Origin of the sequence: Variovorax sp. 770b2, from assembly GCF_900115685.1 — a bacterium.
Taxonomy (GTDB): Bacteria; Pseudomonadota; Gammaproteobacteria; order Burkholderiales; family Burkholderiaceae_C; genus Variovorax.
Map to the genome: position 1 here is coordinate 2,939,023 of NZ_FOXJ01000001.1, position 15,078 is coordinate 2,954,100.

19 protein-coding genes are annotated in these 15,078 nt (G+C 69.4%); 17 read left to right on the forward strand and 2 right to left on the reverse strand.

Annotated features, from left to right (window positions below):
- Positions 1–17: 17 nt before the first annotated feature.
- The 7 genes from BM133_RS13585 to BM133_RS13615 all read left to right on the forward strand — a co-directional run bounded on the left by BM133_RS13585 (position 18) and on the right by BM133_RS13615 (position 4,272).
- A complete protein-coding gene (locus BM133_RS13585) occupies positions 18–938 on the forward strand; it encodes an alpha/beta fold hydrolase (protein ID WP_093434379.1) in 921 nt (306 codons plus the stop codon).
- Positions 935–1,813 (forward strand): S-formylglutathione hydrolase, encoded by an 879-nt coding sequence (fghA, locus tag BM133_RS13590; protein WP_093434381.1) that lies wholly within the window; start codon positions 935–937, stop codon positions 1,811–1,813. The genes BM133_RS13585 and fghA overlap by 4 nt, the downstream gene beginning before the upstream one ends.
- A gap of 57 nt (positions 1,814–1,870) precedes the next feature.
- Positions 1,871–2,365, forward strand: a complete 495-nt coding sequence (locus tag BM133_RS13595; protein WP_256219165.1) for a GNAT family N-acetyltransferase — start codon at positions 1,871–1,873, stop codon at positions 2,363–2,365.
- A gap of 144 nt (positions 2,366–2,509) precedes the next feature.
- Positions 2,510–2,899: a VOC family protein gene (locus BM133_RS13600; protein ID WP_093434384.1), complete on the forward strand. Its 390-nt coding sequence runs from the start codon at positions 2,510–2,512 to the stop codon at positions 2,897–2,899.
- Between the two features lie 19 nt (positions 2,900–2,918).
- The gene (locus tag BM133_RS13605) at positions 2,919–3,236 is read left to right on the forward strand and encodes a YciI-like protein (protein ID WP_093434385.1); all 318 of its coding nucleotides are present in this window, start codon (positions 2,919–2,921) and stop codon (positions 3,234–3,236) included.
- Positions 3,233–3,664, forward strand: a complete 432-nt coding sequence (locus tag BM133_RS13610) for a TfoX/Sxy family protein (protein WP_093434387.1) — start codon at positions 3,233–3,235, stop codon at positions 3,662–3,664. Before BM133_RS13605 ends, BM133_RS13610 begins: the two co-directional genes overlap by 4 nt.
- Complete coding sequence (locus BM133_RS13615; RefSeq protein ID WP_093434388.1) at positions 3,661–4,272, forward strand: 3'-5' exonuclease; 612 nt, start codon at positions 3,661–3,663, stop codon at positions 4,270–4,272. The genes BM133_RS13610 and BM133_RS13615 overlap by 4 nt, the downstream gene beginning before the upstream one ends.
- Positions 4,273–4,296: 24 nt before the next feature.
- Here the strand turns inward: BM133_RS13615 and BM133_RS13620 are convergent, their stop codons facing one another.
- Positions 4,297–5,025 carry an alpha/beta fold hydrolase gene (locus BM133_RS13620; protein ID WP_093434390.1) on the reverse strand — a complete coding sequence of 243 codons (729 nt, stop codon included), beginning with the start codon at positions 5,023–5,025 and terminating at the stop codon, positions 4,297–4,299.
- Positions 5,026–5,168: 143 nt separating this feature from the next.
- Here BM133_RS13620 and BM133_RS13625 point away from each other — a divergent pair, with 143 nt between their 5' ends.
- Genes BM133_RS13625 through arsH form a run of 4 tightly spaced genes read left to right on the forward strand, consistent with a single transcriptional unit; the run spans position 5,169 to position 7,941 of the window.
- Positions 5,169–5,495 (forward strand): ArsR/SmtB family transcription factor, encoded by a 327-nt coding sequence (locus BM133_RS13625; protein WP_093435320.1) that lies wholly within the window; start codon positions 5,169–5,171, stop codon positions 5,493–5,495.
- A 19-nt stretch (positions 5,496–5,514) separates the two neighbouring features.
- Positions 5,515–6,807: an arsenic transporter gene (locus BM133_RS13630; RefSeq protein ID WP_093434391.1), complete on the forward strand. Its 1,293-nt coding sequence runs from the start codon at positions 5,515–5,517 to the stop codon at positions 6,805–6,807.
- On the forward strand, positions 6,804–7,235 hold the full coding sequence (gene arsC / locus BM133_RS13635; RefSeq protein ID WP_093434392.1) for an arsenate reductase (glutaredoxin): 432 nt from the start codon (positions 6,804–6,806) through the stop codon (positions 7,233–7,235). The genes BM133_RS13630 and arsC overlap by 4 nt, the downstream gene beginning before the upstream one ends.
- Entirely contained in the window at positions 7,186–7,941 is a 756-nt protein-coding gene (gene arsH / locus BM133_RS13640; protein ID WP_093434393.1) for an arsenical resistance protein ArsH, read from the forward strand. The genes arsC and arsH overlap by 50 nt, the downstream gene beginning before the upstream one ends.
- A 20-nt stretch (positions 7,942–7,961) precedes the next feature.
- On the opposite strand, the gene BM133_RS34610 is transcribed toward arsH, so the two are convergent.
- Positions 7,962–8,876 (reverse strand): LysR substrate-binding domain-containing protein, encoded by a 915-nt coding sequence (locus tag BM133_RS34610; RefSeq protein WP_177224794.1) that lies wholly within the window; start codon positions 8,874–8,876, stop codon positions 7,962–7,964.
- Positions 8,877–8,950: 74 nt separating this feature from the next.
- Between BM133_RS34610 and BM133_RS13655 the strand changes: the two genes are divergently transcribed.
- The 6 genes from BM133_RS13655 to BM133_RS13680 are packed head-to-tail and all read left to right on the forward strand — an operon-like array spanning position 8,951 to position 15,043.
- On the forward strand, positions 8,951–9,814 hold the full coding sequence (locus BM133_RS13655) for an HpcH/HpaI aldolase family protein (protein ID WP_093434394.1): 864 nt from the start codon (positions 8,951–8,953) through the stop codon (positions 9,812–9,814).
- Positions 9,798–10,772, forward strand: a complete 975-nt coding sequence (locus tag BM133_RS13660) for a Bug family tripartite tricarboxylate transporter substrate binding protein (protein ID WP_177224795.1) — start codon at positions 9,798–9,800, stop codon at positions 10,770–10,772. Before BM133_RS13655 ends, BM133_RS13660 begins: the two co-directional genes overlap by 17 nt.
- A 46-nt stretch (positions 10,773–10,818) precedes the next feature.
- On the forward strand, positions 10,819–11,697 hold the full coding sequence (locus BM133_RS13665; protein ID WP_093434396.1) for an amidohydrolase family protein: 879 nt from the start codon (positions 10,819–10,821) through the stop codon (positions 11,695–11,697).
- 3 nt (positions 11,698–11,700) lie between these two features.
- Entirely contained in the window at positions 11,701–12,816 is a 1,116-nt protein-coding gene (locus BM133_RS13670; RefSeq protein ID WP_093434398.1) for a hypothetical protein, read from the forward strand.
- On the forward strand, positions 12,813–14,024 hold the full coding sequence (locus BM133_RS13675) for a DUF5624 domain-containing protein (RefSeq protein WP_093434399.1): 1,212 nt from the start codon (positions 12,813–12,815) through the stop codon (positions 14,022–14,024). The genes BM133_RS13670 and BM133_RS13675 overlap by 4 nt, the downstream gene beginning before the upstream one ends.
- A gap of 38 nt (positions 14,025–14,062) precedes the next feature.
- On the forward strand, positions 14,063–15,043 hold the full coding sequence (locus BM133_RS13680; RefSeq protein ID WP_093434401.1) for a Bug family tripartite tricarboxylate transporter substrate binding protein: 981 nt from the start codon (positions 14,063–14,065) through the stop codon (positions 15,041–15,043).
- The last annotated feature ends 35 nt before the right edge of the window (positions 15,044–15,078 follow it).

A 15,078-nucleotide genomic window follows, 5' to 3' on the forward strand; every position in this document is an offset into this window, starting at 1 on the left:
CTCGCGAGGCACCAGCCATGAACCGCATGGAGCCGTTGCGCAAGATCGAGGCGGGCGTCCTCGAAGTCGCCTGCTACGAAGCCGGCCCCGCGGACGGCCCGCCCGTGCTGCTGATGCACGGCTTTCCGTACGACATCCACACCTATGCCGAAGTCGCGCCGATGCTCGCAAGCCAGGGCTGCCGCGTCATCGTGCCGTACATGCGCGGCTACGGCGGCACGCGTTTCCTCGCCGATGCCACGCCGCGCTCGGGCGAGCAGGCGGCGTTCGGCGCCGACCTGCTGGCGCTGCTCGATGCGCTGAAGATCGACCGCGCGGTGCTCGCCGGCTACGACTGGGGCGGCCGCGCCGCCTGCGTGGTCGCCGCGCTGTGGCCCGAGCGATGCGCGGGCCTGGTCTCGCTCAACAGCTACAACATCCAGAACATCGCCAAGGCGATGGAGCCGGACACGGCCGAGAACGAGCACAGCCTCTGGTACCAGTACTACTTCCACAGCGAACGCGGCCGCGCCGGCCTCGCGAAGGACCGCAAGGCCCTCACGAAACTGCTGTGGAAGCTGTGGTCGCCGACCTGGCAGTTCGACGACGCCACCTTCGCGCGCAGCGCCGCCGCCTTCGACCACCCCGACTTCGTCGACGTGGTGATCCACTCGTACCGCCACCGTTTCGGCCTCGTGCCCGGCGACCCGGCCTATGCGGACATCGAGCGCCGCCTCGCCGCGCAGCCCGCGATCACCGTGCCCGCCATCACCTTCGACGGCATCGACGACGGCGTGCGGCCGCCCGCCGATGCCGCGGCCCACGCGCACCGCTTCAGCGGCCCGCGCTCGCACCGCCTCGTGCCCGGCGCGGGCCACAACCTGCCGCAGGAAGCGCCGCGCACCTTCGCCGATGCGGTGCTCGAACTTGTCCCCGCGCTGCGCAACGAAAAGCCATGACCGACCACACCCCCAAGACCCTGTCCGAACACCCCTGCTTCGGCGGCGTGCAGAGCTTTCACGAGCACGCCTCGCAAGAGATCGGGTTGCCGATGCGCTTCTCGGTCTACCTGCCGCCGCAGGCAGCGAACGGGCCGGTGCCGGCCCTCCTTTACCTCGCGGGCCTCACCTGCAACGAAGAGACCTTCGCCATCAAGGCCGGCGCGCAGCGCATGGCCGCGAGCCTGGGCCTCGCGCTGATCGCGCCCGACACCAGCCCGCGCGGCCCCACCGCCGAGTCCCTGCCCGGCGCGAAGGACGACTGGGACTTCGGCATCGGCGCCGGCTTCTACCTGGACGCCACGCGGGAGCCCTGGGCCACGCACTGGCGCATGGAGAGCTGGATCGTCCACGAGCTGCTGCCGCTGGTAGCGCAGCACTTCGCGATCGACGGGCAGCGCATCGGCATCTTCGGCCACTCGATGGGCGGGCATGGCGCGCTCACGCTGGCGTTGCGGCATCCGGGGCGCTTCAAATCGCTCTCGGCCTTCGCGCCGATCTGCGCGCCCACCGAGTGCCCGTGGGGCGAGAAGGCGTTCAACGGCTACCTCGGCGCGCCCGGGGTGGACCGCGCGCAGTGGCTCGCGCACGACGCGAGCGCGCTCATACGCTCGCAGACCGTCGCGCCCTACCCGCAGGGCATCCTCATCGACCAGGGGCTGGCCGACAAATTCCTCGCCGAGCAGTTGCACCCCGAGGTGTTCGAGGCCGCCTGCTTCGCCGCCGGCCAGCCGCTCACGCTGCGCCGCCACGCGGGCTACGACCACGGCTACTACTTCATCCAGAGCTTCATGGCCGACCACATCGCGCACCACGCACAGACGCTGCACGCCTAGGAGGGCCTGTTCAGGCCCCAATCGACTGCGGCGGGTGCCCGCCGTATCATGAAACGCATGTCCGCCGCCCAAAACCCCGCCTTCCACCTGCGGTCGCGCGATGGCACCGCCGAAGAGAGCATCGTGCTGGCCGGCATCTGGCGCCGCGCATGGATCTCGGCCAACCGCAACGCCGCTTTGACCGAACCGATTTCGCACTGGCTCAAGCGCGTGCAGGCCGAATTCGTGCCGCCGGCCGAGGTGGTGCTGGCCGAGCGCGATGGCCAGGTGCTCGCGTTCATGGTGCTGCTGGAGCGGCGCGAGTACGTGGCCCAACTCTTCGTCGAGCCGCACCTGCGCAACCAGGGCCTCGGGCAGGCGCTCCTGGACGAGGCGTGCGTGCGCATACCGACCGGCTGGCGCCTGCACGTGGCCACCACCAACACCGCCGCGCAGCGCTTCTACGAACGCTATGGCCTCGCGCGCGGCACGGTCGACCACCACCCCACCAGCGGGCGCGAACGCATCGCCTACCATTGGTCGCCCTCCCGCCCGCCCTGGCGGGTGGGCTGACAAGATGTGAATAAACCTGCTGCGCACCCCGATCTCGCACCTGCGGTCCTCACCGTACAAAGTACGGCTCCGGTCCTGGATGCACGCTCGGGGCGCTCGCTACGGTTTCTTCACACCTTGTGAGACCCTGATTTTTTCTTTCCTATGCGCATCGACCACATCGCCCTCTGGACCACCGATCTCGAACGCTGCAAGCGCTTCTATGTCGATTACTTCGGCGCGACGGCCGGCGCGGGCTACGTCAACCCGGCCAAGGGCTTCGCCTCGTGCTTCCTGAGCCTGGGCGATGGCGCCCGCATCGAGGCGATGACGACCAGCACGCTCACCCCCGTCGCAGCCGAAGCCGGCGCACAGCGCATGGGCTGGACGCACCTGGCCATCAGCGTGGGCTCCGATGCCGCGGTCAACGCGCTCACGCAGCGGCTGAAGGCCGACGGCCATCCACTGCTCGACGGCCCGCGCCGCACCGGCGACGGCTACTACGAGAGCGTGGTGCTCGACCCGGATGGCAACCGCATCGAAATCACGGCCTGAACGCCGCGGAGACACCTTCATGCACTACCTGCTGATCTACGACACCGCCCCCGATTACCTCCAGCGCCGCGGCGAATTCCGCGACGTGCACCTGGCCTTCGCATGGCAGGCCGTGGCGCGCGGCGAGCTGCTGCTCGGCGGCGCCACCGGCAACCCGCCCGATGGGGCCGTGCTGCTGTTCGAGGCCGCCTCGCCCGAGGTGCCCGAAGCCTTCGCCAAGGCCGACCCGTACGTGCTCAACGGCATCGTGACGGGCTGGCAGGTGAAGGCCTGGAACACCGTGGTCGGCGCAGGGGCATCGACGCCGGTCCGGCCCGCGGCGAACGCCCCGCGATGAGCGATTTCGTCCAGAGCCTGCACGAGGTCTTCGAGCGCCTGGGCCGCATCCAGACGCGCCGCATGTTCGGCGGCCACGGCGTGTGGCACGAGGGCCGCATGATCGCGCTCGTCGCCAAGGACACGCTGTACCTGAAGTCCGATGCCGGCAGCGCCGAGCATTTCGACAGGCTGGACCTGCCGCCCTTCACCTACGTGCGCCAGGGCAAGGAGATGCCGATGTCGTACCGGCTCGCGCCGGCCGATCTCTTCGAGGATCGCGAAGAGGCCGCGCGCTGGGGCCGCCTGGCCTACGAAGCCGCCCTGCGTTCGGGCCAGCCCCCCAAACAGCCCAAGCCCAAACCCAAAGCCGCAGCGAAAAAAGCCGCGGCGAAAAAGACACCCGCAAAGAAAGCCGCAGTGAAGACCAAGAAAGCATCCCCTCGGTGAGCGACAACACATCCACGTTGCAGCCCTTGCCCGAACGCGAGCAGATCGCCCTGCTCGAGCCCTTCGAGGGCCTGGACCTGAAGGACATCGCCGTCGTCACCACGCTGCAGGAGGCCGAGCACGCCGCCGCCACCCTGCTGGCCGCCGGTGTCGCGGGCTTCGACACCGAATCCAAGCCCACCTTCGCGAAGAACGAAGTGTCGGGCGGGCCGCACGTGGTGCAGTTCTCCACGCGCGAGCGGGCCTGGCTGTTCCAGCTGCATCGCACCGAATGCAACCCGGTGGTTGCCGCGCTGATCGCCTCGACCGAATTGAAGAAGGTCGGCTTCGGCCTCTCGACCGACCTCACGCTGATCCGCAACCGCCTGAACATCGAGCCGGGCGCGGTGTACGACATCGACAACGAATTCCGCCGCCGCGGCTACCGCAAGTCGGTGGGCGTGAAGACGGCGGTGGCGCTGGTGTTCGACCGCCGCTTCATGAAGTCGCGCAAGGCGACCACCTCGAACTGGGCCAACAAGCAGCTGACGGATTCGCAGATCCGCTACGCGGCCAACGATGCCTACGCATCGATCCGCGTGTACGACGCGCTGTTCGCCGGCGCCTGAATCCGCAGGGCCGACAACATTGCGTCAGTCGCGCCCCGCCTCCAGGATCGCCTGCGCGAGCCGCGCGGGGTTCGAGAAAAACATCTCGTGGCTGCCGGGGCACTCCACCAGCCTGAAAAGTCCCAGCCGCTCCGACAGCCGCGGATGCCACGGCAGGCTGTGCGGCAGCGCGATGTCCTGCTGGCAATTGACGTAGGACTTGCCCAGCGCGAGGGCCGCGAGCGGCTGCTTCAGCTGGATCTTGTCGGTGAAGGTGCGGTACGGGTGCGGGTTCAGCTTTTCGTAGGCGGCCTGCGCGAGCGCGAGGTCGGCATCGTTGATGAAGGCGTCGCGCCACACCTCGAACGGCAAGGTCACGGCGTTGCCGTTCGCGCCGGCGATGGCGTCGAACATCGCGATGTAATGCGGCGGCACCATGTCGTTGAGCGATTCGCCATCGAGCGGCACGAAGGCGTTGATGTAGACCAGGCGCTTCAACCGGTGCGCGATGCGGTCCGCCACGCCCGAGATCACCATGCCGCCGTAGCTGTGGCCTGCCAGGCGCACCTCGGTCAGGTTTTTCTCTTCGATGTAGCGCACGGCCGAGGCGATGGCGTCTTCGAGGGTGGTCGTCGCGCGGTTGTCTCCGGCGTGGTTGCCTGCGAGCGTCGGGCAATGCACGGTGTGGCCGGCTTTGCGCAGGTGCTCGGCCACGGCTTCGATTTCCGCGCCGGTATGCCAGGCGCCGTGGACGAGAACATAGGTGTCGGACATGGGTGTCTCCTTTTTTGCGGGTGGCAAGGAGCACGACTGTAGGAACGGGTGCGCGAGCCGGATGGCCGCGGACTGCCAGGGCCATGGCCGGTTCGCGCCACGACCGGGTTGTCGTCATTCAATAATTCAACGATACTTGAATGATGGAAGAAAACGATGTCGTCCGATCCCTGGCCGCGCTGGCGCAGCCGATACGCCTGCGGGTCTTTCGCGCTCTCGTGGTGGCCGGCCCCTCGGGCCTCACGCCCGGCGCATTGACCGAAACATTGGGGGTACCGGCGACGGGCCTGTCCTTTCACCTCAAGGAGCTCGTGCACGCGGGCCTGATCTCGCAGGAGCGGCAGGGCCGCAACCTCATCTGCCGCGCGTCGTTCGACCGGATGAACGGCCTGCTCGGCTACCTCACCGAGCACTGCTGCGAAGGCGAAGCGTGCGCGGTCGACGGCAAGGCCGCGGCCTGCAATTGCTGAGACAAGAGCCTTCGCCCGAATGCTGCCGGCCGTCCTGATCTTCGTCTTCACCCTCGTGCTGGTCATCTGGCAGCCGCGCGGCCTGGGCATCGGCTGGAGCGCATCGCTCGGCGCGGCGATCGCCTTGCTTTTCGGCGTGGTGCAGCTGGCCGACATCCCGGTCGTCTGGGGCATCGTGTGGAACGCGACCGCGACCTTCATCGCCGTCATCCTCATCAGCCTGCTGCTCGACGAGGCCGGCTTCTTCGAGTGGGCCGCGCTGCACGTGGCGCGCTGGGGCAAGGGGCGCGGGCACCTTCTCTTCGCATTCATCGTGCTGCTGGGCGCCGCGGTCTCGGCGCTGTTCGCCAACGATGGCGCGGCGCTGATCCTCACGCCCATCGTGATGGCCATGCTCGTCGCGCTGGGTTTCACGCCCGCCGCGACGCTCGCATTCGTGATGGCGGCAGGCTTCATTGCCGACACGGCCAGCCTGCCGCTCGTCGTGTCGAACCTGGTGAACATCGTCTCGGCCGATTTCTTCGGGATCGGTTTCAACGTCTATGCGTCGGTCATGGTCCCCGTGAACATCGCGGCGGTGCTCGCCAGCCTCGTGGTGCTGATGCTGTATTTCCGCCGCGGCATTCCCGCGCGCTACAACGCGGCGCAGCTCGGGGCGCCGGCCGATGCGATCCGCGACCCTGCGACATTCCGCGCGGGCTGGGTCGTGCTGGTGCTGCTGCTCGTGGGCTTCTTCGGGCTGGAACCGCTGGGCGTGCCGGTCAGCGCGGTGGCGGCCACGGGCGCCGCCATCCTTCTCGCGGTGGCTGCGCGCGGCCATGTCATCAGCACGCGCAAGGTGCTGCATGGCGCGCCATGGCAGATCGTCGTGTTCTCGCTCGGCATGTACCTGGTGGTCTACGGCCTGCGCAATGCGGGGCTCACCGGCCGGATCGCCTCGCTGCTGGACGTCTTCGCGCAGGGCGGCGTCTGGGGCGCGGCCATGGGCACCGGCTTCCTCGCGGCTGCGCTGTCGTCGGTCATGAACAACATGCCGACGGTGCTGGTCGGCGCGCTCTCGATCGACGCATCGGGTGCGAGCGGCCTCGTGAAAGACGCGATGGTCTACGCCAACGTGATCGGCTGCGACCTCGGCCCGAAGATCACGCCCATCGGCAGCCTCGCCACGCTGCTCTGGCTGCACGTGCTCGAGAAGAAAGGCACGCGCATCGCCTGGGGCTATTACTTCAGGACCGGCATCGTGCTGACCCTGCCCGTGCTCTTCGCGGCGCTGGCCGCGCTCGCGCTCCGATTGACTCTCTCATTGCCATGAACGACATCACCATCTATCACAACCCCGCCTGCGGCACGTCGCGCAACGTGCTCGCATTGATCCGCAACACGGGCGAGGAGCCCACCGTCATCGAGTACCTGAAGACCCCGCCCGACCGCGCCACCCTGCAGCGGCTGATCGCGGCAATGGGCGTGCCGGTGCGCGACGTGCTGCGCCAGAAAGGAGCGCCTTACGACGAGCTCGGCCTGGGCGATGCGAAGTGGCGCGACGACGAACTCATCGGCTTCATGCTGCAGCACCCGATCCTCATCGACCGGCCGATCGTGGTGACGCCCATCGCCACGCGCCTGTGCCGGCCGTCCGAAACGGTGCTCGACATCCTGCCGCGCCCGCAGCGCGGCGCATTCAGCAAGGAAGATGGCGAAGCCGTCATCGACGCGAAAGGCCAGCGTGTTCCCAAGCCCTGACGATCTTCCCAACCTCGACGCGGCCGCGTTTCGCAAGCCCGACCTGCAGGCGTTGATGCCCGCAATGCGCGCGACGCACGCGCCGCGCATCCTGCTGCTCTACGGCTCGGTGCGCGAGCGTTCCTACAGCCGCCTGCTGACCGAGGAGGCCGCCCGCCTGCTGCGCGCGATGGGCGCCGAGCCGCGCATCTACGATCCACGCGGCCTGCCCCTGCCCGACGGCGAACCCGAAGACCATCCCAAAGTGCAGGAGCTGCGCGCGCTCGCGCAGTGGGCCGAGGGCATGGTGTGGACATCGCCGGAACGCCACGGCGCGATGACCGGCATCATGAAGGCGCAGATCGACTGGATCCCGCTGGCCGTCGGCTCGGTGCGCCCCACGCAGGGCAAGACGCTCGCGGTCATGGAGGTGTCGGGCGGCTCGCAGTCGTTCAACGCGGTGAACCAGCTGCGGGTGCTCGGCCGCTGGATGCGCATGATCACGATCCCCAACCAGTCGTCGGTGGCCAAGGCCTTCCTCGAATTCGATGACGACGGCCGCATGAAGCCTTCGCCGTACTACGAGCGCGTGGTCGACGTGATGGAAGAACTGGTGAAGTTCACGCTGCTCACGCGCGACTGCGCGGACCATCTGGTCGACCGCTACAGCGAACGCAAGGAGAGCGCGGAGGCGCTGTCCAGGCGGGTCAACCTGCGCAGCATCTGAAACGCTGCGGCGGCAGAGCGCTACGACGTGACCCGACGCTTCGCCCTGCGCTTGAGCGCCGCGCGAAGCTCCTTGAGCATCAGGTCGACATACGGATTGGGGTCCGCCTGGCGGTGCGCCAGGTAGAGGCTGGAGACGGCCTCCTTGTCCAGCACCGTCTGGTAGACGACGCCGTCCAGCTGGATGCAGCGCGTGTCGCCCGGCACCAGCGCGATGCCCACGCCGGCGGCCACCAGCCCCGCGATGGTCGATGCCTCGCGCGCCTCCTGCACCATGCGCGGTCGGAAGCCCGCCTTGGCGCACAGGTCCTGCACCTTCCAGTAGAGCCCGATGCCGGCATTGCGCGGGTACATCACCAGCGGTTCGTCGCGCAGGTCTGCAATGCGCAGCGGCTTGCCGCTGAGCCGGTGGTCGCGCGGCACCACGGCCGTGAGCGGCGACTGGTACCACTCCTCGACGGTGATCCCGGTCGGGATCTCCACGTTCGGGCGGCGCAGCACGGCAATGTCGAGGCTGCGCCCGTGCACCGCATCGAGCTGCTCCAGCGAGGTCATTTCCTTCAACGTCAGCACCACCCGGGCGTGCAATTTCCGGAAGCCAAGAATGGCGCCGGGCATGGCCGGCGACAGCATCGAAGACGCCGTGTAGCCCAGCGCGATGCTCCCCACATCACCCGAGGCCGCGCTCTGCGCCTCGCCCTTGGCCGCCTCCACGTCGCGCAGGATGCCGCGCGCCCGTTCCAGGAAATGGCGCCCCGCCTGCGTGAGGAACACGCGCCGCTTGTCGCGCTCGAGCAGCCGGACCTTCAGCTCCTCCTCGAGCGCCTGGATCTGCACGCTCAGCGGCGGCTGCGCGATGTGCAGGCGCTGCGCGGCGCGCGTGAAGCTCAGCTCCTCGGCAACCGCGACGAAATAGCGAAGATGGCGCAGTTCCATGATATTTCCCAAGTATCGAAAACCGACAATAAACGGTATTTCCAAATATAAGACAGCTTGCCTACGATGCCTGCATGACAAGCAGAGACAAGCCGCAGGCGCACCCTGCATCGAACCCGTTCCAGGGCCACCCGCTGATCCGGGGGCTGGCCCGCGGCGAGCCCTTGACGGCCTTCGGCATCCGCATGGCGCGCACGACCGATGTCGCCCGGCTGGCCAAGGCGAGCGGCCACCACGCGATCTGGATCGATCTCGAACACAGCACCATCCCGCTGGATGCGGCCGGCGCGATCTGCGCCGCGGCGCACGACCTGGGCCTGATGGCGCTGGTGCGCGTGCCCGAGCGCGAGTACGGCGCCATCGGCAGGCTGCTCGATGCGGGCGCGTCGGGCCTCATCTTTCCGCGCGTGGAGACCGCCGCGCAGGCGGCCGACCTGGCCGCCGCCTGCCGCTTCCCGCCGCACGGCCACCGCTCGGCCATCGCCGCGCTGCCGCAGTTCGGCTACCGCCGGCTTCCGGCGGCCGAGACCTACCGGCTGGCCAACGATGCCGTGGTCGTCAACGTGCTGATCGAGAGCCCGCTGGGCATCGAGAACGCCGAGGCGATCGCACGGGTGCCCGGGGTGGACCTGGTGAGCATCGGCTGCAACGACCTGAGCGCGGAACTCGGCGTGCCGGGCGACTATCGCCACCCGCTGGTGCAGCACGCGCTGGACACCGCGCTCGCGGCCTGCGCGCGTGCCGGCACGCCGCTGTCGATCGGCGGCATCGCCGACGCGGCGCTGAATGCCGAGCTGCTCGCGCGCGGCGCGGCGCCCTTCCTCATGACCGGCATCGACACCGACGTGCTGCTCACCGCGATGCACGAGCGCGTGCGCGGCGCGCTGGCCGCCCATGCATCCATTGCCGCGGAGAAGCCGCATGCGCGCGCGGCCTGACTGGCGGGCCCTGTTCCTCGCGGCGGGCCTGCTGCTGGGCACCGCCTGTGCCGCCGCCCCGCAGGCCTACACGATCGTCGTGCCCGCGCCGCCCGGCGGCCCCATCGACCGTGTCGCGCGGCTCCTCGCGCCCGACCTGGCGGCCGCGCTGGGCCACCCCGTGGTGGTCGACAACCGCCTGGGCGCGGCGGGCAAGATCGGCGTGCAGGCCGCCTTGCGCGCACCGCGCGACGGCCACACGCTGATCGCGGTGTCGCCGTCCATCGCCTCGGTCAATCCGGTGGTCGACAAGGCGCCCGGCTACGACCCGCTCGCCGATTTCGATGCCCTGGGCATCGCCGCGACCAACGCCGGCGTGGTCGCGGTGCGCGCCGGGCTGCCGGTGGCCGACATGGCCGAGCTGGTGCACTACGCGAAGGCCCATCCGGGCGAGCTCACCTACGGCTCCTTCGGCATCGGCACCAGCCTGCACCTGCAAAGCGAGGAGCTGCTGCACACGCTGGGCATCGACGCGCGCCACATCCCTTACAAGGGCGAGGCCCAGGTGATGGCCGCGCTGGCGGGCGGCGAGGTGGACCTGATGCTCTACGCCACCGCGCCCATCGTCCCGCTCGTGCAGAGCGGCCGGGTGCGGGCCCTCGCAGCCACATCCTCCCAACGCTGGGCGATGCTGCCGCAGGTTCCGAGCTACGCCGAGACCGGCCTGCCGGCATTGCGCACCTACCAGTACCGCTCCTGGGTCGGCTTCGTGCTGCCCACCGGCACGCCGGCCGCCGACAGGCAGGCGGTGCTGCAGGCCTGGCAACGCACGCTGGCCAGTCCGAAGCTTCGCGAATCGCTGACGGCGCAGGGCTTCGAGCCCGCATCGGGCGACCCCGCGGACATGCAGCGCACCGTCGCCGGCGAGATCGGGCGCCTGCGCGCGCTGCTCGCGAGCGGCCGCATCACGCTCGACTGAAGCCCTTCCCTTTCGCCTTCACTTTTTTTCCTGCCACCGCTCGACCATGACCCACGAGATCCTGACTTCCAAGCCCATGCGCGACGCGCAGACCCTCACCCGCGCGGCCTTCCAGGTGCCCGCTGGCGCCTGCGACGCGCACGTGCACGTCTTCGGCCCCGCCGAGCCGTACCCGCACGTCGCGCATCCGCACTACACGCTGCCGGACGGCAACCTCGCGCAGTTGCGGCGCGCGCTCGGCGTGCTGGACATCGAGCGTTTCGTGATCGTGCAGCCCAGCTTCTACGGCACCGACAACCGCTGCATGCTCGATGCGCTGGACGCCGTGGGCGACCGCGCGCGCGGCGTCGCGATGGTGACGGACGAGGTGCCCGAAGACGAGCTTCGCGCGATGCACACGCGCCGCGTGCGTGCGCTGCGGCTGGACCTCTTCCTGCGCGCGCAGCTCCCCACCACCGAGCTGCACGCCTACATCGAGCGCAGCATCCGGCGCATCGCGCCGCTGGGCTGGCACGTCCAGTTCTACACGCCGGGCTGGGTCGTGCGCGACCTGATCCCGGTGCTGCCCGATCTCGAATCGGACTTCGTGATCGACCACATGGGCTACATGCTGGAGAGCGACGGCCTCACGCGCGCGGACTTCGATCGCCTGCTGCGCGCCGTGGCCGACGGGCGCGGCTGGTTCAAGCTGTCGGGGCCGTACCGCCTCGCGAAGGACGGCAACTACGCGCGGCTGCGGCCGCTTGCGCAGGCGATCGTGGAGGCCGTGCCCGACCGCGTCATCTGGGGCAGCGACTGGCCCCACATTCCCGAGGGCGGGCGCGACACCGGCGAACTGCTGAACCTGCTGGCCGACTGGATTCCCGACCCGATCGCGCGCCGCAAGGTGCTGGCCGACAACCCCGCACGCCTGTTCGGCTTCTGAACCATGACCGACAGCACCCTCATGCATTGCATCCAGGAACTCGACACCTCCGGCGCACGCGCCGCCGAGGTCTTCACGCACGGCGGCACGCGCTACCTCGTGGTGCCGCAACTTGCGCAAGACATCGCCGACCAGCCTGCGCAGATGACGCTGGGCAACAGCGATGTCCAGGCGCTGGTCTATCGCTGGGAAGGCGGGCAGTTCGTCGAACACGCGCGCCTGCCGGTGCCGGGCGGCGAGGACGCCGAGTTCTTCTGCATCGGCACGCGCGCCTTCCTGGCCACCGCGAGCCTGCGCACCGGCGCCGGTCCCTACGCCCTGGACACGCACTCGACGATCTTCGAGCTGGTGGACGGCCGCTTCGAAGTCTTCCAGCGCATTCCGACTTCGGCCGCCAAGCAGTGGACCCACTTCGAGATCGAGGACCGCCATTTCCTCGCGCTCGCGCAAGGCGTGACCCACGGCGATGCGCCGCTCGCGCCCGGCGCCGAATCGTGCATCTTCGAATGGGACGGCGAGCGTTTCGCCAAACGCCAGACGGTGCGCTCGGGCTGGGGCTACAACTGGGCCTTCTTCGAGGTCGAGGGACAGAAGCTCCTGGCCTACGCCGACCATGCGGTGCCCTCGCAACTGCTGCGCTGGAACGGCGAGGCCTTCGAACCCTTCCAGGAATTCGACGGCAAGAGCGGGCGCGCCTTCTGCTGCTTCGAAACGGCGGGCGCGACCTGGCTGGCGTTCGCCTGCCTGCATGAAGAGACCGTGCTTTTCCGCTGGACCGACGGCCGCTTCGCGCCGCACCAGGTGCTCAGCGGCCCGGGTGGCCGCGAGTTCGAATGGATACCGACGGCGGACGGCGGACGGCTGGTGCAGATCAACTTCCTGCACGGCACGCGCGAGGCGCCGATTCCGCGGCTGCAATCGACGATCTCGCGCATGCAGGACGGGCTCATGGTGCCCGTCGGCGAATTCCCCACATCCGGCGGTACCGATGCGACCTGCTTCGAGGCGGAAGGCCGGCGCTACCTCATGGTCACGAACAGCCTCAGCGGCGAGGTGCGGTTTCGCACGCCGAGCCGCGTGTACCGCCTCGACTTCGGCGCAGGCAAGGAGCCCGCATGAACCAGCCCCCTGCATCGCTCCAGAGCCACCAGAGCCCCGAGTTGCTGCGGCTCTTCGAAACCTACACGGGAGGCCCGCAGGGCATCGGCGCGAACCTCGCCGCGCTGACCGGCGCCGCCACGGCGGGCGACCCGCTCATCGTGGCCACCAGCGCGGACATGGTGCTGTTCCCCGGCAACGGCCGCGACCCCGAGGTGCAGGGCTTTCGCCTGTCCACGCGCGGCTTCAAGGAGCTGGCCGGCATCTCGCACCACGGACCGGCGGTGGCGTCGATCCTCAAGATGCGCCTGGTCGATCCCGAAGGACCGTTGTGGCGCACGGAGGCCGGGCGGCTGCTGGCCGCCACGCGCATCGCGCGCGAAGCCAACTCGGTGGCGCTGTGGCGCGACCTGATCGCGGTGCCGGCCTACCGGGGGCGCGAGCAGAAGATCGCCGAGCTGGTGCACTACTCCTGCGTGCTGACCGAGCGCTACCTGGAGCGCGTGCTGGCGCAGCCCACGCTCTTCACCCCCGAGGACATGCGCACGCACTACCTCGAGGGCACGGGCTCCGCAGTCGGCGCCACCGTGCCGATGAACGCCGTGATGATCGCGACCTTCTTCCTGGTCGGCATGGACATCAGCCACCGGGTGATCGGCTGGCTGGAGCGCCATGCCATCGACTGGTCGCGCGCCATGGCGCTGGTCGTGGGCCGCCAGGGCCGGCCGACCGCCGGCGTGACCTGGACCACCAACTCGGTGGCCGCCATGATCCTGGGGGCCTCGCGCCACACGCTCTCGCTCGACCGGCTCTTCATCGCGCCGCACGCGGGCGAGTTCCCGCCCGGCGCCGCCAACGACATCGCGGCGCTGCGCGCCTACGAGACGCCGATGCGCCAGCTCTGGGCGCACACGCATGCCGTGAGCGAACTCGGCGCGCTGATGTACGAGGGCTATCCACGCTACGAGCCCTCCTCGACCGTGCGCCCCGTGCTCGATGCGGACACCCGTGCGGTGGCCGAGATGCCCGCCGTTGCAGGGCCCGACGACTGGCGCGCGCTCAACACGCGGCTGCGCGTCGTGCTGGAAGACCCGCGCCAGCTGCTCTCGGGTTGCGTGACCGACTACGCCGTCGAGCAACTGCAGGCGCATGGCAACGACCCGGCGCGGGTGACGGTGCCGGGCCTGGATGGCACGGCCTATCCACCGCTGCCCGACGACGCCACCTGAGCGTCGCCCCCGAATACAAGAAATACCGGAGACAAACCATGAAGAAGAAACTCATCCACTCGCTGCTCGCCGCGTCCGCTGTATGGGCCGCATCGGGCGCCCTCGCGCCCGCCTGGGGCCAGGGCGCGCCCTGGCCGTCGCGGCCCATAAGAATCATCACGCCCACGCCCGTGGGTGTCGGCTCCGACATCTTCGCGCGCGCCTATGCCGACCGGCTCGGCCGCGCGCTGCAGACGCCGGTGGTGGTCGAGAACCGGCCCGGCGCGCTGGCCTCCATCGGCACCGACGCGGTGGCCAAGGCGGCGCCCGACGGCTACACGATCCTGTTCTCGACGAGCAACCCGTTCACGATGACGCCGTTCCTGCTCTCCAAGATGCCCTACGACGCGAAGCACGACCTCGTGCCCGTCACGCAGGCGCTCAAGGGCGGCTCGTTCATCGTGGCCAACAGCGCCGTGCCCGCGAAGAACATCCCCGAACTGGTGGCGCTCGCCAAGCGGGAGCCGGGCAAGATTTCCTTCGCCTCGTACGGCTCCGGCACCACCTCGCACCTGGGCTTCGAGCTGTTCCAGGAGGCCGCGGGCATCGAACTGCTGCACGTGCCCTACAAGCAGAGCGCCGCGCCGGACCTGCTCGGCGGCCAGGTGCAGCTGGGCTTCGAGCCGCCCGTCTCGGCGCTGGCCAACATCAAGTCGGGGCGGCTCAAGGCCCTGGCCTACACGGGCAGCAAGCGCAGCCCGGCGGCGCCCGACGTGCCCACGCTCTCGGAAACCTATCCGGGCGTGGAGGTGTTCACCTGGCTCGGTTTCTGGGTGCCCGCGAAAACGCCACCGGCGGTCGTGGAGCGCCTGCACAAGGAGATCGTCGCCATCACGCACTCGCCCGAGATGGTGAGGCTCATCAACGAAGCGGGCCTCGACCCCATCGGCAGCACGCCCGCCGAAGCGGCAGCCGCCGTCGAGCGCGAGGCGCAGGCCATGGGCCGGCTGATCAAGGCCAAGAACATCCGCATCGACTGACGGTGCCCCGGCGCGGCTGAACGCGGCGCCTCTTT